Source organism: Kitasatospora sp. NPDC052896, from assembly GCF_044547075.1.
Taxonomy (GTDB): domain Bacteria; phylum Actinomycetota; class Actinomycetes; order Streptomycetales; family Streptomycetaceae; genus Kitasatospora.
This window is the reverse complement of the sequence record NZ_JBITZU010000012.1, coordinates 119606-143618: the sequence shown is the minus strand read 5'-3', so window position 1 is coordinate 143618 and position 24013 is coordinate 119606. Positions and strand designations below refer to the sequence as shown.

Here is a 24013-nt window from a genome sequence, read left to right as displayed (position 1 = left end):
GGGCGGGTTTGGTGGGGGGCGGGGGGTTAGGTGGGCGGCGTACCGGGGGGCGGGGGGTCGTGGGGGCCTTTTTGTGAGCGGTGCTCTTCTTCGCGGGCAGTCGTCGCGAAGAAGAGCACCGCTCGAGAAGAAGAGCACCGCTCACACTCCGGATCGCCGATCAGAGCAGCGAGCGCGCCGCTCTCGACAGAGATGGCCGATCACCATGCGGAGCACTGCTCCCGCCAGAGATCGCCGATCACTGCACAGAGCACTGCTCTCGAAAGAGGTCGGCGCTCACCCCGCCCGCGCGGTCCGATTCGGCGTATCGCCACTGATCAGGTAGTGTTCTCCGCGTTGAACAAGCGCCGCTAGCTCAGTTGGTTAGAGCAGCTGACTCTTAATCAGCGGGTCCGGGGTTCGAGTCCCTGGCGGCGCACAACAGCGAAGGGCGCCCCTCCTCCGGGAGGGGCGCCCTTCGTCGTACCCCCACTCCGCCGGCCGCGGCCGCCGCCTGCTCCACCTGTGGCCAAGCTCACCCCAGCCCGCCCCCGCGAGCCCAGCAGGACGCGCCCACGCCGCCACACGCCCTACCGGCCAGTACCTCCGCGCTCCCATGCCCCGGCGGCTTCCATCGTCCACGACCCGAGCCCTTCGCCCCTCCGGTCACCCCCTCCCCTTGGGGTACCGTCGCCGCGGGGATGCGCGAGGAATCGGACGGAGTGGCAGCGTGGCCGTGGAGACTGGCTCGCCGCTGGGCGCGGCGAGCAGACCGGGACCGTTCGGCCGGGCCTGGCGGCTGGTCCGCCGTGCGTGGCAGCCGCGCAGGCGGTGGCACGCCTGGGTGGTGGACCTGTTCCTGGTGCTCATCGCCGCCGCCGACGCACTGCTCAACTTCCCACCACCGCGCGACTGGCACTTCGTGGTGTCACTGGTCGCGGCGGTGGTCCTGGTGGTCCGCCGCCGGTTCCCGCTGACCGTGCTCCTCCTCACGCTGCCCGGCCTCTACGCCGGCCACGCGATGATCGCGGCCGTGATCGGCGCGTTCACGGTCGCCCGGAGCGTGCGGGCGACCTGGCCCAAGGCGCTCGCCGCCGTCACCGTGACCCTCGGCAGCTTCCTGCCCTGGCCGATCAGCGCCCTCTCCCACTTCTCGCTCAGCGACCTGCTCCAGCAGCTGATCTACGCGATCATGCTCGGCGCCGGCCCGGTGATGCTCGGCCTGCTCGCCCAGACCCGCAGGGACCTCTCCGACCGGGTCGCCGAACTCGCCGTGTTGCGCGACCACGAGCGGGCGCTCTACGCCAAGACCGTGATAGCCGAGGAACGTGCCCGGATCGCCCGGGAGATGCACGACGTGGTCTCGCACCAGGCCGGGCTGATCGCCGTCCAGGCCGGGGCGCTCCAGGTCACCACCAAGGACCCGGCGGTCAAGGAGGTCGCGACCACCCTGCGCCGGCTCGCGGTGGCCACCCTGGAGGAGCTGCGCAGCATGATCCTGGTGCTGCGGGCCGCCGGGGCCGGCCCGACCGAACTCGTCCCACAACCCCGACTGGCCGACCTGCCGCGCCTGGTGGCCGCCTCCGAGGTGGACGCCGAGCTGGTGGTCGAGGGGCCGACCGGCCGTGCCCTGCCCGAACCCGTCGAGCGGGCGGCGTACCGGACGGTCCAGGAGGCGCTCACCAACGTCCGCAAGCACGCGCCCGGCGCGGCGACCGCCGTGACCGTGCAGATCGGCACCGACTTCCTCCGCGTCTGCGTACGCAACGCCGCGCCGTCCGCTACCTCGGCGACGCCGGAGCTCCCCGGTGGACGGCACGGGCTGGTGGGCCTGCGCGAACGGGCGTCCCTGCTCGGCGGGACGATCAGCGCCGAGGCCGTCACGGACGGCGGCTTCGCGGTGCGCCTCTGGCTCCCGCTCCCCCGAGTGTCACAGGCGGAGCCGGGGTCCGAGCCGATGCCGGAGCCGGGGTCACAGCCGGGGCCGGGGCCGGAGTACGACCGGGCCACCGGCACGCTCCCTGCCACCCAGCCTCAACCGGGTCGATTCAGCTGATTACCCACCAGGAGTAGAAAAGGGGACAAAAGTCCCTACCCTGCGGCAATGCGCCCCGGCAGGCTGGCACGGTCCCGTCCGTTCGACCGCGTGAGTGACCGTCACCGGGCTCGCAGGAAAGGCTCCCCCGTGCCGCGTGCCACGCTCCGTCCGTCCGCCCCGCGCCGCCCCGGAACCGGTCGGCGCCCCCGGTCGCGGCGGCCACGGCGGACCGGTTGGCGCAGGCTGCTGCCGACCTGGCGGTCGGCCCTGGGTTCGGCGGTCGTCGTGCTGCTGCTCGGAGTGGGCCTCTTCGCGCTCGGCCTCGCCCTCGTCAAGGTCCCCGACGCGCACGCCGCCGCCACCGCGCAGAGCAACACCTGGCTCTACCAGGACGGCACGCCGATCGCCCGGACCGGCGACACCAACCGGCAGAGCGTCGGCCTGGACCGGGTGTCCCCCGACGCCCAGCACGCCGTGCTGGCCGCCGAGGACCGCGGCTTCTACCAGGAGGGCGCGGTCAATCCGACGGCGCTGACCCGGGCCGCCTGGAACACCCTCACCGGCAAGGGCGCCCAGGGCGGTTCCACGATCACCCAGCAGTACGTCAAGAACGCCTACCTCAACCAGCGGCAGACCATCAGCCGCAAGGTGCGCGAACTCTTCATCGCGCTGAAGGTGGACGCCACCCAGTCCAAGGACGAGATCCTGGCGAACTACCTCAACACCACCTACTACGGGCGCGGCGCTTACGGGATCCAGGCGGCGGCGCAGGCGTACTTCGGGATCGACGCCGACCGCCTCGACCCGGCACAGGGGGCCTACCTGGCGACGCTGCTCAACGCGCCCTCCGCGTACGACATTTCGACCGCCACCGAGACCGGCAAGCGGAACGCGCAGGCGCGCTGGACCTACGTGTTGGACGCGATGGCCCAGGAGGGCTGGCTCTCCGCCGCCGACCGGGCCGCCGCCACCTTCCCGGACGTCCGTGCCCCGCGCAGCAGTTCGGGGCTCTCCGGCCAGGCCGGCTACCTGGTGGACGCAGCCCGGTCCGAGCTGCTGGCCCAGGGCGTGCTGGACGAGGCGGCACTGGCGAAGGGCGGCTACCGGATCACGCTGACCGTCGACCCGGCCCGCCAGCAGGACCTGCGCACCGCCGTGGAGCGACGGCTCACCGACCAACTCAACCCGGCCAAACGGTCCAAGGACGCCGACGCCCAGGCCGGCGCGGTGTCGGTGGACCCGAAGACCGGCGCGGTGGTGGCCCTCTACGGCGGCACCGACTACACCGCGCACTACGTCAACAACGCCACCCGCCGGGACTACCAGGCCGGTTCGACCTTCAAGGCGATAGCCCTGGCGGCCGCCCTGGAGAACGGTGCCCGCACCCAGGACGGCCGCCTCATCGACGCCGGTACGGTCTACGACGGCACCAGCGGGCGCCCGGTCCGCGGCGGCACGGCCAACCCCCCTTACTCGCCGCCGAATTCGGGCGGACGCGACTTCGGTCCGGTCACCCTGCGCCAGGCCACCGACTGGTCGGTCAACTCCGTCTTCGCCCAACTCGCCCAGGACACCGGACTGGAGACCGTCCGGAAGACCGGGGTCGCGCTCGGACTGCCCACCGGCACCGGCGCGTTGACGGCCGAACCCGCACTGCCGCTCGGGGTCGCGACGCCGAGCGTCCTGGACCTCACGGGTGTCTACGCGACGCTCGCCAACGACGGGCAGCAGATCACCCCTTGGCTCGTCCGCTCGGCCCAGCTGAACGGCAAGGAGCTGAAGTTGTCTCCGCACGAGGCGAAGCGAGCGATCAGCTCGGACACCGCGCGCAGGGTCACCGGGCTGCTCGAGGGAGTGGTGTCGGATCCGGGCGGGACGGGGTCCCGGGCGAAGGAGCTGGGCCGTCCGGCGGCGGGCAAGACCGGGACCACGGACGCCAACCGGTCGGTCTGGTTCGTCGGCTACACACCGGAGTTGGTCACCTCGGTGGCGCTCTTCGGAGAGGAGGCCGGCACCGGCCGGCAGGTCACGCTGTCCGGCACGGGCGGCAGCGCACAGGTCGGCGGCGGCGGGTATCCGGCGCAGATCTGGACCGACTACATGACGGCGGCCCTCAAGGGGCGGCCGGTCAGCGACTTCGCCCAACCGGGGAGCGGCAGCGCGGGCCAGGCCGGGACGGCGGGCACCCCGGCGGCGAGCAGCCCGGCGGCGGGCCGCACGCCCTCGCGCGGTGCGGGTCCCACGACGCCGTCCGGCCCCGGTTCCACGGCACCCGCCGAGCCGGCGGCACCGGACACCCCGCCCGCCCCGCCGACCGTCACCCCCGCCCCGGGAGCCGAGTCCCCCAGCACGCCCCGGCCCCCGAGGCCGACGCCGACCACCCCCGACCCGTCGGCGTCGGGCACCCCGACGGGAGGCACCGCGACCACGTCCGGGCCGCCGCGCGAGCCGGCGCTGACCGGATGAGCCGCCGGCCCCTGAGCCACTGGCCAGTCCTCACGTGACGCTGTCCGTCCGCAGCGGGCCGGCGGCGACGCCGTCAGCGCCGCCCGGCGGACGGGTGCCCGTGGCCCGGGTCCGCGAACAGGACGGCCCGGCGCAGCGGCGGCGGCTCGCCGGGGGCGCCCGCGCGGTTCCAGGAGACCCGCAGGGTGATCCGCACCATCCGCACCGCCCGGACCAGCAGGTACGCCGCGAGCGGGAGCTCCACCAGGAGCGCGGAGGCCAGGCTGCTCCAGAGGTCGGACGTCCCCCAGGGGAGCATCACGTCGAACCAGGCGTCGCAGGTCAGCGGCACGGCGCTGACCAGGCAGCAGAACACCACCAGCTGGCGCCGCCGGAACCCGAACCACGCGGTGGCCGCGAGCGCGCCGAGCAGCGCCACGTCGAAACCGACCCAGGCGTACCGCCACTGCCGCGACTCGTAGTCGACCGGGAGGGTGGGCGCCAGGTCGCCGGAGGTGCCAGGAGTGCGGCCGTGGGCACGGGCGGCCGACGACGACGGTCGGAGTCCGAACCGTGGGCACGCCGGGCCGGGCCGCGCCCCGACTGACACAATGCGGCAATGCGCAGCAATACCGCGGCTCCCCAGCCCTCGCACCGCGGAGTCGGACTCACCCTGGCCCTGATTTCCGCGTTCTCCTTCGGCGGCTCGGGCACCGCGGCGAAGCCACTGATCGAGGCCGGGCTCTCGCCGTCGCACGTGGTCTGGCTGCGCGCGACCGGGGCTGCCGTGGCGCTGCTGCCACTCGCCTGGCGGCACCGGGCGATCGTGCGGGAGCGGCCTGGGCTGCTGCTCGGTTTCGGGCTGCTCGGCGTGGCCGGCGTGCAGGCGTGCTACTTCGCCGCGATCTCCCGGATCCCGGTCGGAGTGGCGCTGCTGATCGAGTACCTCGGGCCGCTGCTGCTGCTCGGGTACGTCCGGTTCGTGCAGCGCAAGCCGGTCAGCCGCGGGTCGGCCATCGGCGCGGCGGTCGCGGTGACCGGGCTGGTCTGCGTGGTCGAGGCCTGGGACGGGCTGCGCTTCGACGCCCTGGGGGTGCTCTTCGCGCTGGCAGCGGCCTGCTGTCAGGTCGGCTACTTCGTGCTCGCCGACGCGGGCAGCCGCGGCGACCGGCCGGCCGATCCGCTGGGGGTCAGCGCGTACGGGCTGCTGATCGGCGCGCTCGCGCTGACCGTGCTGACCCGCCCCTGGGAGGCCGACTGGCACCCGTTGGCCGGCCAGGTACGACTGGACGGGACGACGGTGCCCGCGGTGCTGCCGGCCGCCTGGATGATCCTCGTCGCCACGGTGCTGGCGTACCTGACCGGGGTGGTCTCGGTGCGACACCTGTCACCGCCGGTGGCCGGGGTGGTGGCGAACATCGAGGCGATCGTCGCCACCGTGCTGGCCTGGGTGCTGCTCGGCGAGCACCTCGGGGCGCCGCAGGTGCTGGGCGGGGTCCTGGTGCTGGCGGGGGCCTTCGCCGCCCAGACCGGCCGCCCCGCGGAACCGGCGGAGCGGGTGGAGAGGGCGGGGGAGGCCGAGCGGGCGGGGCTCGGGGAGCCGGCGGAACGTACCCCGATCACCCCCGGCTAGCCAGGGCGGGGCGCGCGACTCGGCCCGGCCGGGCGCACCCGGTTCGGGTGCGGGCGGTCCTCAGGCGGGCGGTTCAGGCGCGGGCGATCGCCTCGTGGTGGCGGATGACTTCAGCGATGATGAAGTTCAGGAACTTCTCCGCGAAGACCGGGTCCAGGTGCGCGCCCGCCGCGAGTTCGCGCAGCCGCCTGATCTGGTCGCGCTCGCGGGCCGGGTCGGCCGGCGGGAGCTTGTGCTCGGCCTTGAGACGGCCGACCCGCTGGGTGGCCTTGAACCGCTCCGCGAGCATGTGCACCACGGCGGCGTCGATGTTGTCGATGCTCTGCCGCAGGCCCTCCAGCTCGGCCCGAACGGCGTCGTCGACCCCCTCCAGCGAGGCGGTGGTGTCGTTGGCGGGCTGCTGCTCGGTCATCGCGTCTGCTCCGGATCGGGCGTCCCGGCACGGTAGGTACGACCAGGGACTGACGGGGGCCGCCCGGACCTGGCCGGGCCTCCCCGGAACGGGGCAGCACCGGGGGTCAGGGGCTCGGGTCGGGCAAATCTAACAGGGAGGCAGCCACGTCTTCGCCCCAATTGCCGCGATCGTCCGCCATGTGGACAGCGCCTGTGGACATCGGTGGGCGGGTCTCCCACCAGCCGCCATCACCGTCCGCTCTACTGTGCTCGCGGAAAGTGAACACCCGCGCACCGAGAGAGGACCCCCGCCGTGCCCGTCCGTCACTCCTACCCCGACGGCGCCCCTTGCTGGGCCGACCTGACCACCGCCGACCTGCCCGCCGCCCAGGCCTTCTACGGACCGATCCTGGGCTGGGAGTTCCAGGACACCGGCCTGAACGGCTACACCATGTGCCTCAGCGGCGGCCGCCCCGCCGCCGGGCTGATGCCACCGCCGCCCGACGGCGAGCAGCTGTCACCGGTGTGGAACGTCTACCTCTCGACCAGCGACCTCGACGCGGTCTACGGCAAGGTCGCCGAGGCCGGCGGCAAGCCGGTGTTCGGACCGCACGACATCCCGGGCGCGGGCCGGCTGGCCTTCGCGTACGACCCCACGGGCGGCTCGTTCGGGCTCTGGCAGCCGGCCGGTCACCCCGGCGCCGCCGTGCACGGCGAGCCCGGCGCGCTCTGCTGGCACGAGCTCAACACGCCCGACGGCGCGCGGGCCGACGCCTTCTTCGCCGCGCTCTTCCCCTACCGGCAGCAGCAGATCGGGGACGGCGGATCCTTCGACTACACGGTCTGGCGGTTGCCGGGGTCCGGCGAGGACGAGGTCTGCGGACGCTACCGGACCAGCGAGCTGCCGCCGTCCTGGACCACCTACTTCGGGGTGACCGACGCCGACCACGCCGCCGAGCAGGCCGCCAAGCTGGGTGGACGGCCGCTGCGCGAGCCGTTCGACTCGCCGTACGGACGGATGGCGCCGTGCGTCGACGCCGTCGGCGCGCACGTCACCTTCTGCCGACTGCCGGAGGGCGCGCCGGCCGGCACGTAGGCTGGGCCCGCGTGACCGGGCCCAGCACCCGGAACTGACCTGACGACAGTTCCCCCGGGTGCGGCCGGGACCAGACCGGGTGAGTACCGCCCAGCACGGCGAAGTCCGAGTACGGCGAAGTCCCGGTACGGCGAAGCCCCAGCACGGCGAAGTACAGCGACAATCCCCCTCAGCACAGGAGGTATCCGATCGTGGCAACCATCCGCACCGCTCGCACCGCGTGGGACGGCAACCTGCTCGAAGGCAAGGGCGAGGTGACCTTCGCGACCTCCGGGATCGGCCAGTTCCCGGTCTCCTGGGCGTCCCGGGCGGAGCAGGCGAACGGGAAGACCAGCCCCGAGGAGCTCATCGCGGCCGCGCACTCGGCCTGCTTCTCGATGGCGCTCTCGCACGGCCTGACCGGCGCCGGGACCCCGCCCACCAAGCTGGACACCCAGGCCGACGTGACCTTCCAGCCCGGCACCGGGATCACCGGCATCCACCTGACCGTCACCGGCCAGGTACCCGGGCTGGACGAGGCGGGCTTCGTGAAGGCCGCCGAGGACGCCAAGGCCAACTGCCCGGTGAGCCAGGCGCTGTCCGGCACCACCATCACGCTCACCGCCAAGCTCGGCTGACCCACCGCGCCGGTGCGTCGCCCGGGCCCAGCGCTCGGCCGGCGCACCGGGCGACCCCCGCGTACGCCCCTGGAGTGCAACGATGCGTGCGCACCGGGGGCGTGGCCGTCACTCCGACAGCCTCCTCCGAAACCCGGCGAATCACCCTGACGGCTGTGGCCGCGACTTCTCCCGGCCCCCTATGATCGGCCACAGTGTCTGCTCGCACGGTGCCGAACGGTGCTGAGCAGGAAGACTCCCGGGTCCACGCGACAGCTGCGGGGCCGGGCGGTTCCGGTGCCGGGCACCGGCCGGAGGAGTGTCAGCAGCGGACGGGAGCGTGCCGTGCGAGGCCGGAACGAGGGGGCCGACGCACACCGCGACGGCGTGCGACGCGAGGAGCTGTCCGATCCGGCTGTCCGGCCGACGTCCGTGACTCCTCCGACGTCCGCAGCGCACCCGAACCACCCGGAACCCGGGCCGCTCCCGGAGTCCGTGCCACTCTCGGGGCGCTTCGCCGCCGCCCGCCGTGCCCGGTCGGACGCCGCGGCGCCCCCCGCCGACCCCGTCTGTCCCACCTGCGCGACGCCCCTGACGGCCCCGCCGGCCGCCACCGTCTCCGCCGCCACCGTCCCCGCCGACAGCGCCGAGCCGGCCCGCACCGAGGAGTTGCTGGCCGCCCTGCGCGCCAGCGAGTCGCGGTTCCGGGCCGCCTTCGCGGACGCTGGGATCGGGATGGCCCTGATCGACTCCGACGACCTGGTGATCGAGGCCAACCCGGCCTTCGCCGCGATGATCGGACGGGAGGTCAGCGAGCTGGTCCGGATGCACATCCACGAGATCATCGAGCCCGAGGACACCCCCCGCCGGCTCTACCGCGAACTGGTCGCCGGCGAGCGCGACCGGCTGCGGGTGGAGAAGCAGCTCAAACACCGTGACGGGCGGGTGGTCTGGAGCAACGTCACCATCTCGCTGATCCGGGACGGCGCCGGTCGGCCGCTCTACACCCTCGCGATGGTCGAGGACGTCACCGAGCAGCGCCGGCTCGGCGCCCGGCTGGAGTACCAGGCGCTGCACGACCCGCTGACCCGGCTGCCCAACCGCACCTTCTTCTTCGACCGCCTGAACGCCGCCTGCCTGCCCGGGGCCAGCCGCTCCCCGCAGACCACGGCCGTTCAGCGCGCCACGATGCCCCGCCCCGCCGGCCTCGGCCCGACGGGGCCGGGCAGCCCCAGCAGCACGGGCAGCACGGGCAGCACGGGCAACACGATCGGCGCGGCCCGGCCGGGGAACTCGGCCGCCGCGCCCGAGCCGCCCCCCGAACGCCGGGTCGGGGTCTGCTACCTCGACCTGGACGGCTTCGCGGCGATCAACGACACCCTCGGCCACCACATCGGCGACCAGCTGCTGGTCGCCGTCGCGGCCCGGTTGGAGCGCCGGTTCGCGCGCGGTGAGGGGCGCCTGGTTGCCCGGCTGGGCGGTGACGAGTTCGCCATCCTGGTCAGCGACAGCGAGGGCACCGAGCAGCTGACCTCGCTGGCCGCCCAGGTCCTGACGGTGTTGGAGCACCCGTTCGACGTGGCCGGGCACCGACTGGTGGTGACGGCCAGCATCGGCGTGGTCGAGCGGCCGGTCAGCTCGACCAGCCCGACCGACCTGGTGAAGGACGCCGATGCCACGCTCTACTGGTCCAAGGCGGACGGCCGGGCCCGCTGGACGCTCTACGACCGCGACCGCGGCGCCCACCAACTGACCCGCCAGCTGCTGGCCACCGCGCTGCGCCCGGCGCTGGAGCGGCGCGAGTTCACCATCGAGTACCAGCCGCTGGTCGGCCTGGCCGACGGTGCGGTGCACGGCGCCGAGGCGCTGGTCCGCTGGCGCCACCCGCGCTACGGCACGCTCTCCCCCGACCGGTTCATCCCGCTGGCCGAGGAGTCCGGCGCGATCGTGCCGCTCGGCAAGTGGGTGCTGGAGGAGTCCTGCCGGCAGGCCCGCAGCTGGCTGGCGGAGTTCCCGGACACCGGGGCCTTCGTCAGCGTCAACCTGGCGGCCCGGCAGATCTGGGACTCGGACGTGGTCGCCGACGTCGCCCAGGTGCTGGACCGCACCGGCCTGCCCGCCCGGCTGCTCCAACTGGAGCTCACCGAGAGCGCCGTGCTCGGGCCCAGCGGGCGGCCACTGCAGGCCTTGCAGGCGCTCGCCGACATGGGTGTGCGCATCGCCATCGACGACTTCGGCACCGGCTACTCCAACCTCGCCTACCTCTCCCGGCTTCCGGTCCACGCGCTGAAGCTGGACGGCACCTTCATCGAGGGCTTCCGCGACCCGGCGCCGACCGGCCGGCCGGACGCCCGCTCCCGCCGCACCGAGGCGGACGAGCAGATCGTGAGCGCGATGGTGCGCCTCGCCCACGATCTGGGCCTCACCGTCACCGCCGAGGGCATCGAGAGCGCGGCGCAGGCCGAGCGGCTCCGGCTGACCGGCTGCGACACCGCCCAGGGCTGGTACTTCGCCCGCCCGGGTCAGGCCGAGCTGGTCGCCGCCATACTGCGCGAGGGCAAGGTCCGCCGGGACAGCCTGCCCGGCCAGGACACCCCGGTCCGGTAGCGAGCGAACAGGCGCGCACCCGCGTCCGACCGCCACCACCGACCGGCCGCCGGCTCAGACCTCCTCGGTCAGCCCGTAGGCCCGGGCTATCAGCCCGTACGAGCGGAGGCGGTCCTGCGGGCTGTGCAGCTGCGAGGTCACCATCAGCTCGTCGGCCCCGGTGCGCTTGCGCAGCGCCTCCAGCCCGTCGGCCACCTCACCCGGCTCGCCGAGCACCAGGTTGCCCAGCCAGGACTCGACGAACTCCGCCTCGGCGGGGCTGTAGGGGTAGCTCGCGGCCTCCTCGGGCGTGGGCACTGCGGCCGGCGCGCCGCGCCGCAGCCGGAGCATGCCCAGCGCCCCGGACATGGCCAGCCGCCGAGCCTCGGCCACCCCGCCCGCGGGCACCGCGACCGCGCCGACCCCGATCAGCGCGTACGGCTCGGCCAGCACCGCGGACGGCCGGAAGCTCGCCCGGTAGAGGTCGAGCGCGGGCACCGTGTTGGCCGCGCTGAAGTGGTGCGCGAAGGCGAACGGCAGACCGAGCCGCCCGGCCAGCTGCGCGCTGAAGCCGGACGAGCCGAGCAGCCAGAGCGGCGGCCGGGTGGCGTTCCGCGGCACCGCGGTGAGCCGCTGGTAGGGGTGGCCGGGTGGGAAGTCGCCGTCCAGGAAGTGGGTCAGCTCGGCCAGCTGTTCGGGGGAGGCGTCGGCGTCGTCGGTCCGGCCGCGGCGCAGCGCCCGGGCGGTGGCCTGGTCGGTGCCGGGCGCCCGGCCCAGGCCCAGGTCGATCCGGCCCGGGTGCAGCGCCTCCAGCAACCCGAACTGCTCGGCTATCGCGAGCGGGGCGTGGTTGGGCAGCATCACACCGCCGGAGCCCAACCGCAGCGTGCTGGTGTGCGCGCCGAGGTGGGCGAGCAGCACGGCGGGGGTGGAGCTGGCCACGCCGGGCATGCCGTGGTGCTCGGCGACCCAGAACCGGTGGTAGCCCCACCGCTCGGCGTTGCGGGCCAGCTCGGTGCTGCCGGCGAGCGCCTCGGTCGGGCTGGTGCCGACGCCCACCGTGGCCAGGTCGAGGATCGAGAGCGGGGCCGGCGCGCTGCCGCGGGCCACGCCTCGGATGTCGCCGCGGGTCTGCCGGTCCTCGGTGCTCATCGGGTCGTCCTTCCACTGCGCTGTTCGGTACCGAAGCTGTTCGGTCCTGGGCCGTTCGGTCCCGACCGGCCACAACAGGCGGACCGGGCACGCTGTTCCCGCCCCCACCGCGGGCCACTCGAACGAGTGACCGACCCGGGCCGTTCCCCGGTCGGCGGGCAGCACCTAGGGTGGGGCGATGCCCGAGCGACCGACCGCCGCCACGCCCCCGACCCCCACCGCTGCCACCACCGCCACCACGGCCGCCACCGGCCGGGAACCGGCGCGGGTCGGCCTGCCGCTGACCCTGGTCCTCGGCTCCCTGAGCGCGCTGGCGCCGCTCTCGATGGACATGTACCTCCCCTCGTTGCCCCGGATCACCACCGGCCTGCACACCTCCGACGCCCTGGTGCAGCTGACCCTGACGGCCTGTCTGACCGGCCTCGCGCTGGGCCAGCTGCTGGCCGGACCGCTGAGCGACGCGCTCGGCCGGCGCCGCCCGCTGCTGGTCGGGCTCGCCCTCTACGTGCTCTCCACCGCGGCCTGCGCGCTGGTCGGCGACGTCCGGCTGCTGATCGCCTGCCGGGTGGTGCAGGGGCTCTCGGGGGCCGCCGGGATCGTGATCTCCCGGGCCGTGGTCCGGGACCTGTTCGACGGGCTCGCCGCCGCCCGGTTCGCCTCCACCCTGATGCTGGTCTCCGGGTCGGCACCGCTGCTGGCCCCGATCCTGGGCGGTCAGCTGCTCCGGTTCACCTCCTGGCGCGGGGTGTTCGGGGTGCTGGCCGGGCTGGGCGTGGTGATCCTGCTGGCCACCGCCGCGCTGGTGCGCGAGACGCTGCCGCCCGGCCGGCGCCGCCGGGGCGGGCTGCCGGACACCGCGCGGACCATCCGGGCGCTGCTGGCCGACCGGCTGTTCAGCGGCTACCTGCTGGCCGTCGCCTTCGGCTTCGGCGCGCTGTTCGCCTTCATCGCCGGCTCGCCGTACATGGTGCAGCAGGTCTTCCACGGCTCGGCGCAGACCTACAGCCTGCTCTTCGCGCTGGTCGAGACCGGGCTGGTGGGGATGTCCCAGCTGACCGGCCGGCTGCTGCTGGGCCGGTTCCGCTCGCACGGGATCCAGCTGGCGGGGGTGCTGGTGCTGGCCCTGGCCGGGACCGGGCTGGTGCTGATGTGCACGGTCTGGCACGCGGGGCTGGTCGCGCTCACCCTCGGGCTCTTCGCGATGGCCGGCGGGCTGGGCCTGGTCACGCCGGCCAGCTCCGCGCTGGCCTTGCAACGCGCGCCGCACGCGGCCGGCACCGCCTCCGCGCTGCTCGGCACCCTGCAGTTCCTGACCGCGGCCCTCGCTCCGGCGCTGGTCGGGCTCGGCGGGCAGGGCAGCGCGCTGCCGATGGCGGTGGTGATCCTGGGCATGGCGCTGGCGGCGCTGCTCGCCTTCGTGCTGCTCTGCCGGCCGTGGCAGCCGGCCGGCGACCCGCTGCGCACCGGCACCAGCGCCACCGACTCCGGAGCGTGATGGCGGGATCACGCCAGCGCCGGTTCTCGCCACGTGTGGATCTTTCGGACGGCCGTCCGGTTCGGGCAGGCTTGGGGCTCGTACGGATCGCCGATCAGTGCCGTACTCCTGCGCAGGCGCGCGGACTTGGACCAGTGCCGCGTGACCCCGCCGAGCCCCTGCGACTGACCCCGTCGCAGGGGCTCGCGCATGCGCGGGGCGGGCGCGGGCTCTCGGATACACCCCGAGCCGGAGGCAGGACCCGCCGTTCGGGGGGTGCCGTTCGGCGCGAAACTGTGAAGCGCTAGCGTTGGCTCCTACAACCACCTGTCCCCTCCAGGCGGTCTGGAGGGAGTTGGACCATGGGTACCGCGGCACTGCTCGGTTCGTCGTCCTGGTTCTGCATAGCGGCACTGGTCGCCGTGATGGGCGACGCGTTCCTGCCGTTCCTGCCGAGCGGCACCCTGGTCGTGCTGGCCGTGCTCAAGACCGACCGGATCCACAACGCCCCGCTCCTGCTGGGCCTGGGCGTCGCGGTCGCGTCCTTCCTCGGCGATGTGCTGTTGCTCACACTCGCCCGCCGCGGTGCGCCGTTCATCCGGCGCCGCCTGCTCTCCAAGCCACAGGTCTCCTCCGCCGTCCGGCGGGTCCAGCAGGCGCTGGACGGCCGGACCAGCCGGGCCGCCGCCGTCGTGGTGGTGATCGCCCGCTTCGTGCCCGGCGGCCGCACCGCGCTCGACCTGGCGATGGGCCACGCCCCTCAGCTCTCTCGCAGCTTCCTGCGCTGGTCGGCGCTGTCGGCGTCGGTCTGGGCGAGCTACATCGTCAGCCTCGGCTGGCTCAACAGCCACTGGTTCAGCACCACTTGGCTGAGCCTGGCGGTTTCCTGCGCGGCCGCCACCACGATCAGCGCGGCGGTCGCCCGGTTGGTGCACCGCAACCGGCGGGCCGGCCTGAGCTGAGGCCGGTCCGGCCCAGTCCGAACCCGCCCGCCGAAACCCACCCCGCCGACCGGCCCCCGCCGTCCGACGAACTGTCTCAGGACTGCAACAGAACACCAGTTCCGGGATCCACTCCACCCGACCGGGCCGTCATGAGCATCGTGTGAGAACGCCGCTGGATCGCTCCCGGCATCACATGACATGCTGATGAGAAATAACTATCAAACGCCTGATAACGCCCCCTGTCTTCCACCGTTCCTGGGAGACACCTGGGCATGAGCTGGCTGGGGAGACCATGCGAAGCATCTCGCGCCGGAAGATACTGGGCACCACCGCGGCGACCGCCACCCTGGGCGCGCTGACCGCCTGCGGCAGCACCATCGCCGGCCGGTCGTCCGCGGCGGGTTCCGACGCGGGATCGGCCTCCCCCGCCGGTGGTGCGAGCGGCACGCCGGCCGTCAAGGCCACCCCGATCGGCGACGGTTCGACCTCCGACACCGGTCCGCAGCCGAACCAGCCGAAGCCCGAGAAGCTGAAGCCCGGCGAGCGCCCGCCGCAGTTCGTGGTCTTCTCCTGGGACGGCGCCGGTGCCACCGACGACGGCCAGTTCGAGCGCTTCCTCAAGCTCGCCGAGCAGTACAAGGCGACCATGACCTTCTTCCTCTCCGGCCTCTACACCCTGCCGGCCGCGAAGAAGGACCTCTACCACCCGCCGCAGCACTCGGTCGGCGCCTCGGACATCGGCTACCTGTCCGACAACGCGATACGCAACACCATCAAGCTGGTCAGCCAGGCCTGGCTGGCCGGGCACGAGATCGGCACGCACTTCAACGGCCACTTCTGCTCGTCCCGTTACGACCACAAGGGCGTCAACCTGTGGTCCTCGGCGGACTGGGAGAGCGAGATCCAGCAGGCGGTCTCGTTCGTCACCAACTGGAAGACCAACACCGGCTTCAGTGACCTGCCCCCGCTGCCCTTCGACTACACCAAGGAGCTGATCGGCGGCCGCACCCCCTGTCTGGAGGGGCAGAAGGCCCTGCTGCCGACCGCCGCCAAGCTCGGCTGGAAGTACGACGCCAGCTCGCCGGGCGGGCTGCAGATCTGGCCGCAGAAGGTGCAGAACGGCCAGGTCTGGGACTTCCCGCTGCAGTCCATCCCGTTCCCCGGGCACACCTTCCAGGTGCTCTCGATGGACTACAACATCCTGGCCAACCAGTCGAACGCCAGCGTGAACGGCGACCCGGCCAAGCGCGACACCTGGCGCCAGGAGGCCCACGACGCGTACCTGGCGGGCTTCAACCGGGCCTACACCACCAACCGGGCGCCGTTCTTCGTCGGCAACCACTTCGAGCAGTGGAACGGCGGCATCTACATGGACGCCGTCGAGGAGGCGCTGAAGTCCATCGCCGGCCAGCCCGAGGTGCGGCTGGTGTCGTTCCGCCAGCTGGTGGAGTGGCTGGAGGTGCAGGACGAGTCCACGCTGCGCAAGCTCCGCACGCTGAACGTCGGCCAGGCACCGGCCGGCGGCTGGGACGGGTTCCTCGGCACGCCCAGCTCGGCGGGCACCAGCGCCTCGCCGTCCGGCACCTGAGGTCGGCGGCAGCCGCACCGCGCCCCCGCACCGGTCCGCCGGGCGGGGGCGCGGTGCGTCGTCGGCCCCCGGGCAGTGGCCGCAGCCCGGTGTGATATCCCTGACGGAGTTGTGTTCTCCCGGTGCCACCACCCGCGGCGCGCCCTCCCCCGGGCCGGTCGCCGGCCGCCCGGACCGGATCAGGCGGCCCAGCGGGAGACGGACACGGAGGCAGTGGTGAAGCACTTGGACCCGCGTCGCGCGCTGGGCGCGGCCGCGCTGGCGGGCACCGTCGCGCTGCTGGCCGGGGCGTGCGCCTCGACCCCGCAGCCGGCTCCCGACCGGGCCGCCAGCGAGTCCGCCACGCCGGGGTCGCTGAGCGCGCGGATCGACGGCGGTCCGGACCATCCGGGCGTCACCATCACCGGCGCCACCGTCCGCCCGGGCGCCAACGGCGACGGCGAGCTCACCATGACCGTGCGCAACGACGGGAGCACCCCCGAGCACCTGTCGATGGCCTCGGCGGCGGTCGCCGACAGCGTGGAGCTCCAGGGCGGCGGCCCGTACACCGACTCGCCCGCCGGGGTGCTGCTGCCGCCGGGCAGCACCGCCACCTTCGGCGCCGCCGACGGTCCGCACGTCGTGCTGCACGGGCTGCACGGCCTCACCCCGGGGGCCGACGTCCCGGTCACACTGATCTTCGCCCGGCTCGGCCTGGTCCACCTGCAGGCCCTCCCGGCGAGCTGAACCGGAACGGGCCGGGCCCGACGTGGTGTCACGTCGGGCCCGGCCCACCCGCTGGCCCGGCCCACCCGGAGGTCAGCCTGCCTGCAGGTCCGGGATCCGCCAGTCCAGCGGCTCGCCGCCGAAGCCCGCCAGCGCCGTGTCGATCTGCGAGAACGGCCGGCTGCCCAGGAAGAGCTTCGCCGACAGCGGCGAGGGGTGCGCCCCCTGCACCACCACGTGTCGCCCGGTGTCGATCAGCGGCAGCTTCTTCTTGGCGTAGTTGCCCCACAGCACGAAGACGCAGGGCTCCTCGCGCGCGCTGACCGCCTCGATCACCGCGTCGGTGAACTTCTCCCAGCCCTTGCCCTTGTGCGAGTTGGCCTCGTGCGCGCGGACCGTGAGCACCGCGTTGAGCAGCAGCACGCCCTGCTCGGCCCAGGGCATCAGGTAGCCGTTGTCCGGCGCCGGCAGCCCGAGGTCGGCCTGCAGCTCCTTGAAGATGTTCCGCAGCGAGGGCGGGGTCTTCGTGCCCGGCAGCACCGAGAAGCTCATCCCGTGCGCCTGGCCGTTGTCGTGGTACGGGTCCTGGCCCAGCACCAGCACCCGGACGTCCCGGTAACCGGTCGCCGCCAGGGCGGAGAAGACCTGCCCGCGCGGCGGGAAGATCTCCTGGGTCTCCCGCTCGCCCGCCACGAAGCCGGCCAGCTCGGCGAAGTAGGGCTTCGCCGTCTCCCCCGCCAGCACCTCGCGCCAGGGCTCCGGCAGCACGAACTCGCCGTGCTCCCCGTCCGCCGCCGTCATGTGCGCGTCGGCGACCTCGGTCACCACATCAGCCTCCCACCGGTACCGAGCGGCGCGGGCCCGACGGGCCCGCGCCTTCCATCACCCCGCACGCTACACAGCGACACCGACAGGGCGGGAATCCACCGGGATCAGACCAGGTCGACCAGATCGGCGACCGACTTGACCACCCGGGTGGGACGGTAGGGGAACCGCTCGACGTCCGCCGCCGCGGTGAGCCCGGTCAGCACCAGCACGGTCTCCATGCCCGCCTCCATGCCCGCCACGATGTCGGTGTCCATCCGGTCGCCGACCATCACCGCGGTCTCCGAGTGCGCCCCGGCGGTGTTCAGCGCCTCACGCATCATCAGCGGGTTGGGCTTGCCGACGAAGTACGGCTCGACCCCGGTCGCCTTGGTGATCAGTGCCGCGACGGACCCGGTGGCCGGCAGCACGCCCTCGGTGGACGGCCCGGTCTCGTCCGGGTTGGTGCAGATGAAGCGGGCACCGCCGTTGATCAGCCGGATCGCCTTGGTGAGCGCCTCGAAGCTGTAGGTGCGGGTCTCGCCGAGCACCACGTAGTCGGGGCTGTTGTCGGTCAGCACGTACCCGGCCTGGTAGAGCGCGGTGGTCAGGCCGGCCTCGCCGATCACGTACGCGGTGCCGCCCGGGCGCTGGCCGGCCAGGAACTTCGCGGTGGCCAGCGCCGAGGTCCAGATGCACTCCTCGGGCACGTCCAGGCCCATTCCGGAGAGCCGGGCGGCCAGGTCGCGCGGCGTGTAGATGGAGTTGTTGGTGAGCACCAGGAACGGCTTGCCGGAAGCCTTCAGCCGGCGGATGAACTCGTCGGCGCCCGGGATCGGGGTGCCCTCGTGGATCAGGACCCCGTCCATGTCGGTCAGCCAGGACTCGATGGGCTTGCGCTCTGCCACTTAGGTGTCTCCTCGGTCTTGCAACGGTTCTGAACGATCTTGTACATCGCTCCGGACCGGACACCGTCGGCCGGCCGGGCACCACTGGCTGCCCCAACGCGGACCAGCGTAGCCTCCATCAGCACGCCCTGACGTGCCCACCTGCCAGACCGCCCCACACCGCCGTACCGCCCCACACCACCGTGGAGGACGGGCGAGACACCGACCGTGCACTCCACCCGTAGGCTGCCTCCGCCAGCAGTTGCCGCACCCAGAAGGTCTTGCCGCAGTCGTACGCGGGATCGACTCGGTACGGTCTTCGCGGATGAGCCGTTCGCGGAAGCCTTCAGGGTGAGGAGGACTCCTGGATCGGGCTTCCCTACGCCAAGGGAGGCCGGACGATTCTGGAGCTGACGACAGGGCCACGCCGTGGCGGATTCCGGCGGCCCCAACACCGCTACGAATGCAAGGCCGACCACTTCGCGGCCTTCGTCAGCATCGCCGCAGCCATCATTTGCCAGCGCCGACTCACGCCGCCACCTCGTGAAGGCCCGAGGCCAGGTACCCTCAGGTTCCCCCATGACACATCACCGTGCCTCTCAGGAGAGGGTACGGTCGCACGCACGTGACGCGCAGCGCCGAAGCTGGCTACCTGGGTCGTTCCGCGGGGTCGCGACGGAGCTTCGCCGCCGCGACGATGTGCTGGGTACCGTTCTGGACCGCGTAGACCTCTCCCGAATTCGTGGCCGAGTTCAATTGGATCTGTTTGCCGGGCTGCTCCTGGATCGGCAGCGATGCCAGGGCCCTGGCATGTTCCGCGAAATCCGGGTGCTGTTCCAGCAATTGGGCCAGGGCGTCACTCCAGAAGCGCACGAGGCCGGCGGCGTCCCGCCCACAGCCGGTGAGGTGCGCTGGACCGGCCGTGGACAGCCGGTCCAGCGCGGCGGTCAGCTCCCGCCTGCGGCGGCGACCACCGTGGACCAGGATGCCGCTCATCAGCCGCTTCGCTTCCTGCCAGAGATCGGTGCCCATCGCGGAGACCAGGGCGGTCGCCGCGCTCGTGGCCAGCTCGGCCAGTTCCTCGTTCATGCGGCCCCGTCAACCTCGCTCGTGGTGGTGGATGTTCTGCGTGCCGTGCTGGACGGCGTAGGCCGTGCCGTGACCCGAGGCCCGCACGTGCTGCCCGGCGCCGCGCGGTTCGGGATCCGGCGGCCGTCGATCGGACACGGCGCTTGGCCCGGGATCGATACGGGGCCCGACCGGGCTGCCTGGGTACCAGAGCCAGGCCTGCGCGGAATACTCCTTGACTCGCACGTCGGCGGCGGTGAAGGCGTCGGCTTCCAGCCCCTCGTAGCCATGGCCGACCGTCTCCTCGTAGAAGTGCTGCGAAAGGACGGCCGCCACGGGAGTGCCACTCGTCCCGGCCCGCACCGCCTGACGCAGCGGGTCGGAGTCGAGCAGCCGCGCCAGCGCCTCGAACGGGCTACCCGAAAAGGTGCCCGCCGAGTCGAAGCGGATCTCGCCGGCGTGCACCGCGACCCGCACGCGCAGATGCACGTCGGGCGTTGCCTGCCGGTTGTGTGCGCGGATCCGCGCACACAGTTCGGGCAGCAGCGGGTACAGCAGCCTGGCCTTTGGCAAGCCGGCCGGGGCGACGAAGTGGAAGCCGTCGCCGGTATCGATCCGCACGAAGGACTGCTCGTCGAGGTCCGCTACACCGAAGGAAGCGCACAGCGCGGAACGCAGCGCGCTCCGGATCGCCTGAAGCCTCGTCTCGCCGCGTCCCGCCGATCCGGCGATATCGCAGGCCAGCAAGGCGCGGTAGTCATACCACGAATCCACAGTCCCTCCCTGGTTATGGCGGAGGTCGCCCTTACAACAACCGTGTCACGGGATCGTAGAGGAGGGAACCCCGGGGGAAACCAGTACTAGTACGGCTTCGAGAGCGAATGACGCGGACGACGGGGAGGGACGGGCGAATGAAAGCGTCGGTTCACGGTGACGCGGCCTACTGGCCGCCCGCTGGACTGCTCGGCCGGGTCAGCGAGGCTGAACGCGGGATCCTGTTGTCCCTCGGCCACCGCGTCGTCTACCCGGCCGGGCACGTCACCATCCACGAGGCCGACACCTCGGACTACGTCCTACTCTTGCTCGGCGGCACGGTGAAGGTCACCGCGCACGCCCAGGACGGCCGGGACACGCTGCTCGCGGTGCGGATGGCCGGGGACCTGGTGGGCGAGCTCGCCGGGATCGACCAACAGCCGAGGATCGCCTCCGTCACCACGTGCGGAAGAGTCCTCGCCCGCCACATCCTGCGCTCCGAACTGCTCGACTGCACGAACAGGCACCCTGCGATCGGCTTCGCGCTCAGCGCGAGCGTCGTGGCCAAGCTGCGCACGGCGACCGGCCGGATCGTCGACTTCACCGGCCGCGACGTACGCGGCCGGCTGGCCAGCGTCCTGCACCACCTCGCCATGACCTACTCCCGGCCGGGCCAGAGCCGGATCGAACTCCCGCTGTCTCAGCCGGAGATGGCCACGCTCGTCGGCGCGGCCGAGTCCTCGATCCAGAAGGCCCTGCGAGCACTGCGCGCTTCCGGCGCGGTCTCGACCGGCTACCGCAAGATCACGATCCTCGATCCCGGACTGCTCGCCCGGATCGCCACCGAGGCAGCCCCGCCGAGCGGGGCGAACGAGGCCGAGCACGGATCTCGGCAATCCCATACAAACACCCGGTTCGCGGGCCGGGGGCATGTCAGCATGCCCATCACTGCCGGACTCGCAGTCAAAGAAGACCAGGGGGAACCGTGTCAGAAAGCAGCGACACCGAGGACACATCTGCGAGGATCCGGGTCGGCCACGACGCCTCCGGAATCCTGGTAGCCGGCGATCACAACACCGTCACCTCCTTGGAGATCACCGCAGAGCACGGCGCGGAGGTCACCGTGCACACCGGCCCGCTGCCGACGCCGGTCCGCCGTCAGCCGATCTCCCAGCTGCCCCGGTCCTCCTCGACCAGCGATCCGCTGATCGGGCGCGAGGGCGAGATCGAGCGGCTCCGGGAGGCCGTCGAGACGCGGCAGCTCGTCCACATCTGGGGTCCGTCCGGGATCGGCAAGAGCGCGCTACTGCGCCATCTCGCCCTCACCCTGCCGCATGGTCCCGAAGGCGTGGCGTACATCGAGGCCCGCGGACGTACAAGGGAGGACCTCTCGCAGGCGATATTCGACGTCAGCTTCGACGCGCCGAACTACAAGCCGTCCCCGGAGGTGATCAAGGAGCACCTCAAGACGCTGCGGCTGCGGATCTATCTGGACGATGCCGGGCTCCCTGAGAACGAGCTGCGTCGACTGTTCGATCTGGCGCCGACGTCCACGTTCGTCTTCACCTCGGAGCAAGAGTCGGCGATCCGCGGCGCGCAGTCGATCCGACTCAACGGTCTGACCGTGCCCGCGGCCGCGAAGCTGATCGGAACACTGCTGGGCCGGAAGTTGCGGCCAGGAGAGCAGCTGATCATGGCTGCGTGGTGGGACGCGGTCGACGGCAACCCGCTCCGGCTGCGGCGCCTCGCCCCGCCCGACGCCAATCGCCTGCCAAGCATCGACGAACTCCCCGAACTCCTGCCCGCTCTCGTTCGCGCGCTCGATCCGGAGGAGAACGGCGTGCTGCGCCTACTCGCCTCGCTGTCCGACGCGGAGCTGTCCGGCATGCTGCTGACCAACCTGCTCGGACAGCCGGAAGTCGTCAACCTCGCCGACGACCTGGTGCGTCGCGGCCTGCTGCTGGCCTCCGAAATCGGCTATAGCTGTCCGATCGATGTAGCCGAGCACGTACTGACGCAACACGCATCCGAGGAATACCCGACCGACCGCCTTTGCGAGCAGTTGACCGCCTGGATAGTGGCGGACGACACGACGCCGGACGACGTGGCAGCGCACTTCCGGGTCCTCGACATCGCGGTGCTGCATGCCGAGGCGACCGGCCACGCCGCGCTCGGTGTGGCCCTGGCCCGTGCCGCGTCCCCGAAGCTGGCCCGGTCGCTCCAGTTCGACGCCTGGGGGACTCTGCTCGGCGCCGGTTGGGTCGCGGCGACGACGGCGCAGGACCGAGAGGGGCAGAAGTTCTTCCTACACACGGAAGGCATGCGGAACAAGGCGCTCGGCAAGACGGCGCTCGCGACGATCCTGCTGACCGAGGCGCTGGTGCTGGGAAAGGAGATCAGCGCTCTGCAAGCGGGTTCCGCGACCCAGCCAATTGCCAGCGCTGCCGCCTCGCAACCGGTCGGCACCGCCCCGTCGAACCCGGCCAGCACTACGTCGCACACGGCCCCGCCGAACCCGGCCAGCACTGCGTCACACACGGCCCCGCCGAACCCGGCCAGCACTACGTCACACACGGCCGCGTCGAACCACATGACCGCCATGGCGCACACCACGATCACGGGCCACGTGTCGGTCTCGGCTTCCGTGACGGGTTCTGGTGCGGGTGCGGGTTCAGTGGGGAATGCCACGCAGGCGGGTCACGAGACACAGGCCGCACAGGTCACGCATACGACGGTCGCGAATTCGATGAAGCACGCGGCAACTCAGACGGCGACAAATTCGACGATGCGCGCGACAGCGAGTTCGGTGCCACACATGGCGGCAGCTGGCGGCCACGCGGTGGCTGTCGGTGCCACCACTGTGGCCGCAAAGGGAGCGACGGGACTGATCCTCGCGTGCGTCATCGGCTTCGCCGCGGTGGCGGGCGTTGGCGCGGTCGTCTACGCCAGCGATCAGTCGAACACCTCGCAGAACGGCGCGTCGCCCGCGGTTAGTCCGACGTCGCCCTCCTCTGACCCGACGAGCCTGCCGACCTGGTTTCGTACGTCTGTCTACGCCGACGCGGTCTGTGATTCCGCGATCACCGAGGAGGATCCTCTTGACCAGGACAGCAGCAACATCAGCGACGCGCTCAGCACGTACAACGAAGGCATGGATGAATACAACTCGGGCCTGACGTCCACTCAGCCCAGCGCGACGCCGCTCAACACTGCCGTCCAAACGATGATCTCCGATCTGAAGTCCACGGATTCCACCGTGCAGGACGAAGCGTCGCAAGCTCAGAACAGCACGGTGATATCGGCACTCAACAGCGTGTCGAGCGCCCTGGAGCAGCTGGGAAGCGCGTTCCAGACATACCTCGACGATCAGCAGGGCAGCCCTCTCGATATCTCGAGCGAGGATGACCAGCTCACCAAAGCCGAAGACGCCGTCTACAACGCCTGCTTCACGTTCTGATCAACGCGAAAGGAAGGCATCATGCGGGCAGAACCGAATTCCGGCGGAGTCCACGTAGAGGGCGACGTTTCCGGCACGCTCATCTACGGCAACAACAACAGCGTCACCACGCACCGGACCGATACGCCGACACCGACGCCTGCGGAGGGCCAGCGGAACTCGGCCGAGGACCACGCAAGCGTGTACGCCGTAAAGCGCGGCACCATGCACCTCACCGTCCACCACCACGGACACGACAGCCGGCAAGCCGGCGACGAGGACGACGGATCCGAGTCGCCCCAGTGCTGACCCCGATCGTTCATGACGGTCCGTCGGTTCATCCGGCGGGCCGTTTCGGCTCGTCAGGGCGTCGGCGGGCGTGGTGGCGGCCCGGCTGTCGCGCTGGGACGGCGCCGAGTTCCACGGCTTTGGGGGG

Annotated in this window: 20 protein-coding genes and 1 tRNA gene; 14 read left to right on the top strand and 7 right to left on the bottom strand. The window is 72.2% G+C overall.

The window, feature by feature from the left end; translation table 11 throughout:
• Positions 1-344 precede the first annotated feature (344 nt).
• The 3 genes from ACIGXM_RS23645 to ACIGXM_RS23635 all read left to right on the top strand — a co-directional run bounded on the left by ACIGXM_RS23645 (position 345) and on the right by ACIGXM_RS23635 (position 4483).
• Positions 345-418 (top strand) — tRNA-Lys (locus ACIGXM_RS23645).
• Between the two features lie 291 nt (positions 419-709).
• A complete protein-coding gene (locus ACIGXM_RS23640) occupies positions 710-2035 on the top strand; it encodes a sensor histidine kinase (RefSeq protein WP_396563970.1) in 1326 nt (441 codons plus the stop codon).
• 267 nt (positions 2036-2302) lie between these two features.
• A complete protein-coding gene (locus tag ACIGXM_RS23635) occupies positions 2303-4483 on the top strand; it encodes a transglycosylase domain-containing protein (protein WP_396563968.1) in 2181 nt (726 codons plus the stop codon).
• A 73-nt stretch (positions 4484-4556) separates the two neighbouring features.
• Here ACIGXM_RS23635 and ACIGXM_RS23630 read toward each other — a convergent pair whose 3' ends face one another.
• Positions 4557-5072 (bottom strand): hypothetical protein, encoded by a 516-nt coding sequence (locus tag ACIGXM_RS23630; protein ID WP_396563966.1) that lies wholly within the window; start codon positions 5070-5072, stop codon positions 4557-4559.
• A 9-nt stretch (positions 5073-5081) separates the two neighbouring features.
• Here ACIGXM_RS23630 and ACIGXM_RS23625 point away from each other — a divergent pair, with 9 nt between their 5' ends.
• Positions 5082-6095, top strand: coding sequence for an EamA family transporter (locus ACIGXM_RS23625; protein ID WP_396563964.1), 1014 nt, complete (start codon positions 5082-5084; stop codon positions 6093-6095).
• Between the two features lie 73 nt (positions 6096-6168).
• Here the strand turns inward: ACIGXM_RS23625 and ACIGXM_RS23620 are convergent, their stop codons facing one another.
• Positions 6169-6507, bottom strand: coding sequence for a chorismate mutase (locus ACIGXM_RS23620; protein ID WP_396563962.1), 339 nt, complete (start codon positions 6505-6507; stop codon positions 6169-6171).
• 294 nt (positions 6508-6801) lie between these two features.
• Here ACIGXM_RS23620 and ACIGXM_RS23615 point away from each other — a divergent pair, with 294 nt between their 5' ends.
• From ACIGXM_RS23615 to ACIGXM_RS23605, 3 genes are all read left to right on the top strand, one after another.
• The gene (locus ACIGXM_RS23615; RefSeq protein ID WP_396563960.1) at positions 6802-7584 is read left to right on the top strand and encodes a VOC family protein; all 783 of its coding nucleotides are present in this window, start codon (positions 6802-6804) and stop codon (positions 7582-7584) included.
• A 191-nt stretch (positions 7585-7775) separates the two neighbouring features.
• Positions 7776-8201 (top strand): OsmC family protein, encoded by a 426-nt coding sequence (locus ACIGXM_RS23610; RefSeq protein WP_396563959.1) that lies wholly within the window; start codon positions 7776-7778, stop codon positions 8199-8201.
• A 474-nt stretch (positions 8202-8675) separates the two neighbouring features.
• Positions 8676-10787 (top strand): putative bifunctional diguanylate cyclase/phosphodiesterase, encoded by a 2112-nt coding sequence (locus ACIGXM_RS23605; RefSeq protein WP_396563957.1) that lies wholly within the window; start codon positions 8676-8678, stop codon positions 10785-10787.
• A 54-nt stretch (positions 10788-10841) separates the two neighbouring features.
• Here ACIGXM_RS23605 and ACIGXM_RS23600 read toward each other — a convergent pair whose 3' ends face one another.
• Positions 10842-11918: an LLM class flavin-dependent oxidoreductase gene (locus ACIGXM_RS23600; RefSeq protein WP_396563955.1), complete on the bottom strand. Its 1077-nt coding sequence runs from the start codon at positions 11916-11918 to the stop codon at positions 10842-10844.
• Positions 11919-12096: 178 nt separating this feature from the next.
• Between ACIGXM_RS23600 and ACIGXM_RS23595 the strand changes: the two genes are divergently transcribed.
• From ACIGXM_RS23595 to ACIGXM_RS23580, 4 genes are all read left to right on the top strand, one after another.
• The gene (locus ACIGXM_RS23595; protein ID WP_396563953.1) at positions 12097-13413 is read left to right on the top strand and encodes a multidrug effflux MFS transporter; all 1317 of its coding nucleotides are present in this window, start codon (positions 12097-12099) and stop codon (positions 13411-13413) included.
• 341 nt (positions 13414-13754) lie between these two features.
• Positions 13755-14354, top strand: coding sequence for a DedA family protein (locus ACIGXM_RS23590; protein ID WP_396563951.1), 600 nt, complete (start codon positions 13755-13757; stop codon positions 14352-14354).
• Positions 14355-14628: 274 nt separating this feature from the next.
• Positions 14629-15924, top strand: coding sequence for a hypothetical protein (locus ACIGXM_RS23585; RefSeq protein ID WP_396563950.1), 1296 nt, complete (start codon positions 14629-14631; stop codon positions 15922-15924).
• 216 nt (positions 15925-16140) lie between these two features.
• The gene (locus ACIGXM_RS23580; RefSeq protein ID WP_396563948.1) at positions 16141-16650 is read left to right on the top strand and encodes a copper chaperone PCu(A)C; all 510 of its coding nucleotides are present in this window, start codon (positions 16141-16143) and stop codon (positions 16648-16650) included.
• A 72-nt stretch (positions 16651-16722) separates the two neighbouring features.
• Here the strand turns inward: ACIGXM_RS23580 and ACIGXM_RS23575 are convergent, their stop codons facing one another.
• From ACIGXM_RS23575 to ACIGXM_RS23560, 4 genes are all read right to left on the bottom strand, one after another.
• Positions 16723-17430 carry a uracil-DNA glycosylase gene (locus ACIGXM_RS23575; protein WP_396564044.1) on the bottom strand — a complete coding sequence of 236 codons (708 nt, stop codon included), beginning with the start codon at positions 17428-17430 and terminating at the stop codon, positions 16723-16725.
• 131 nt (positions 17431-17561) lie between these two features.
• Positions 17562-18341 (bottom strand): HAD-IIA family hydrolase, encoded by a 780-nt coding sequence (locus tag ACIGXM_RS23570; RefSeq protein WP_396563946.1) that lies wholly within the window; start codon positions 18339-18341, stop codon positions 17562-17564.
• Between the two features lie 627 nt (positions 18342-18968).
• A complete protein-coding gene (locus ACIGXM_RS23565; RefSeq protein ID WP_396563944.1) occupies positions 18969-19409 on the bottom strand; it encodes a hypothetical protein in 441 nt (146 codons plus the stop codon).
• A 9-nt stretch (positions 19410-19418) separates the two neighbouring features.
• Positions 19419-20162 carry a hypothetical protein gene (locus ACIGXM_RS23560; protein WP_396563942.1) on the bottom strand — a complete coding sequence of 248 codons (744 nt, stop codon included), beginning with the start codon at positions 20160-20162 and terminating at the stop codon, positions 19419-19421.
• 137 nt (positions 20163-20299) lie between these two features.
• Here ACIGXM_RS23560 and ACIGXM_RS23555 point away from each other — a divergent pair, with 137 nt between their 5' ends.
• Genes ACIGXM_RS23555 through ACIGXM_RS23545 form a run of 3 tightly spaced genes read left to right on the top strand, consistent with a single transcriptional unit; the run spans position 20300 to position 23886 of the window.
• A complete protein-coding gene (locus ACIGXM_RS23555) occupies positions 20300-21202 on the top strand; it encodes a Crp/Fnr family transcriptional regulator (protein ID WP_396563940.1) in 903 nt (300 codons plus the stop codon).
• Between the two features lie 26 nt (positions 21203-21228).
• A complete protein-coding gene (locus ACIGXM_RS23550; protein ID WP_396563939.1) occupies positions 21229-23598 on the top strand; it encodes an AAA family ATPase in 2370 nt (789 codons plus the stop codon).
• A gap of 21 nt (positions 23599-23619) precedes the next feature.
• A complete protein-coding gene (locus ACIGXM_RS23545; protein WP_396563937.1) occupies positions 23620-23886 on the top strand; it encodes a hypothetical protein in 267 nt (88 codons plus the stop codon).
• The last annotated feature ends 127 nt before the right edge of the window (positions 23887-24013 follow it).

Excerpts from the sequence above, each read along its gene's own strand:
- ACIGXM_RS23625 (WP_396563964.1), top strand. The coding sequence starts at position 5,082 with ATGCGCAGCAATACCGCGGCTCCCCAGCCCTCGCACCGCGGAGTCGGA.
- ACIGXM_RS23620 (WP_396563962.1), bottom strand. The coding sequence starts at position 6,507 with ATGACCGAGCAGCAGCCCGCCAACGACACCACCGCCTCGCTGGAGGGG.
- ACIGXM_RS23600 (WP_396563955.1), bottom strand. The coding sequence starts at position 11,918 with ATGAGCACCGAGGACCGGCAGACCCGCGGCGACATCCGAGGCGTGGCC.
- ACIGXM_RS23595 (WP_396563953.1), top strand. The coding sequence starts at position 12,097 with ATGCCCGAGCGACCGACCGCCGCCACGCCCCCGACCCCCACCGCTGCC.
- ACIGXM_RS23590 (WP_396563951.1), top strand. The coding sequence starts at position 13,755 with ATGGGTACCGCGGCACTGCTCGGTTCGTCGTCCTGGTTCTGCATAGCG.
- ACIGXM_RS23585 (WP_396563950.1), top strand. The coding sequence starts at position 14,629 with ATGCGAAGCATCTCGCGCCGGAAGATACTGGGCACCACCGCGGCGACC.
- ACIGXM_RS23575 (WP_396564044.1), bottom strand. The coding sequence starts at position 17,430 with ATGACGGCGGCGGACGGGGAGCACGGCGAGTTCGTGCTGCCGGAGCCC.
- ACIGXM_RS23565 (WP_396563944.1), bottom strand. The coding sequence starts at position 19,409 with ATGAACGAGGAACTGGCCGAGCTGGCCACGAGCGCGGCGACCGCCCTG.
- ACIGXM_RS23555 (WP_396563940.1), top strand. The coding sequence starts at position 20,300 with ATGAAAGCGTCGGTTCACGGTGACGCGGCCTACTGGCCGCCCGCTGGA.
- ACIGXM_RS23545 (WP_396563937.1), top strand. The coding sequence starts at position 23,620 with ATGCGGGCAGAACCGAATTCCGGCGGAGTCCACGTAGAGGGCGACGTT.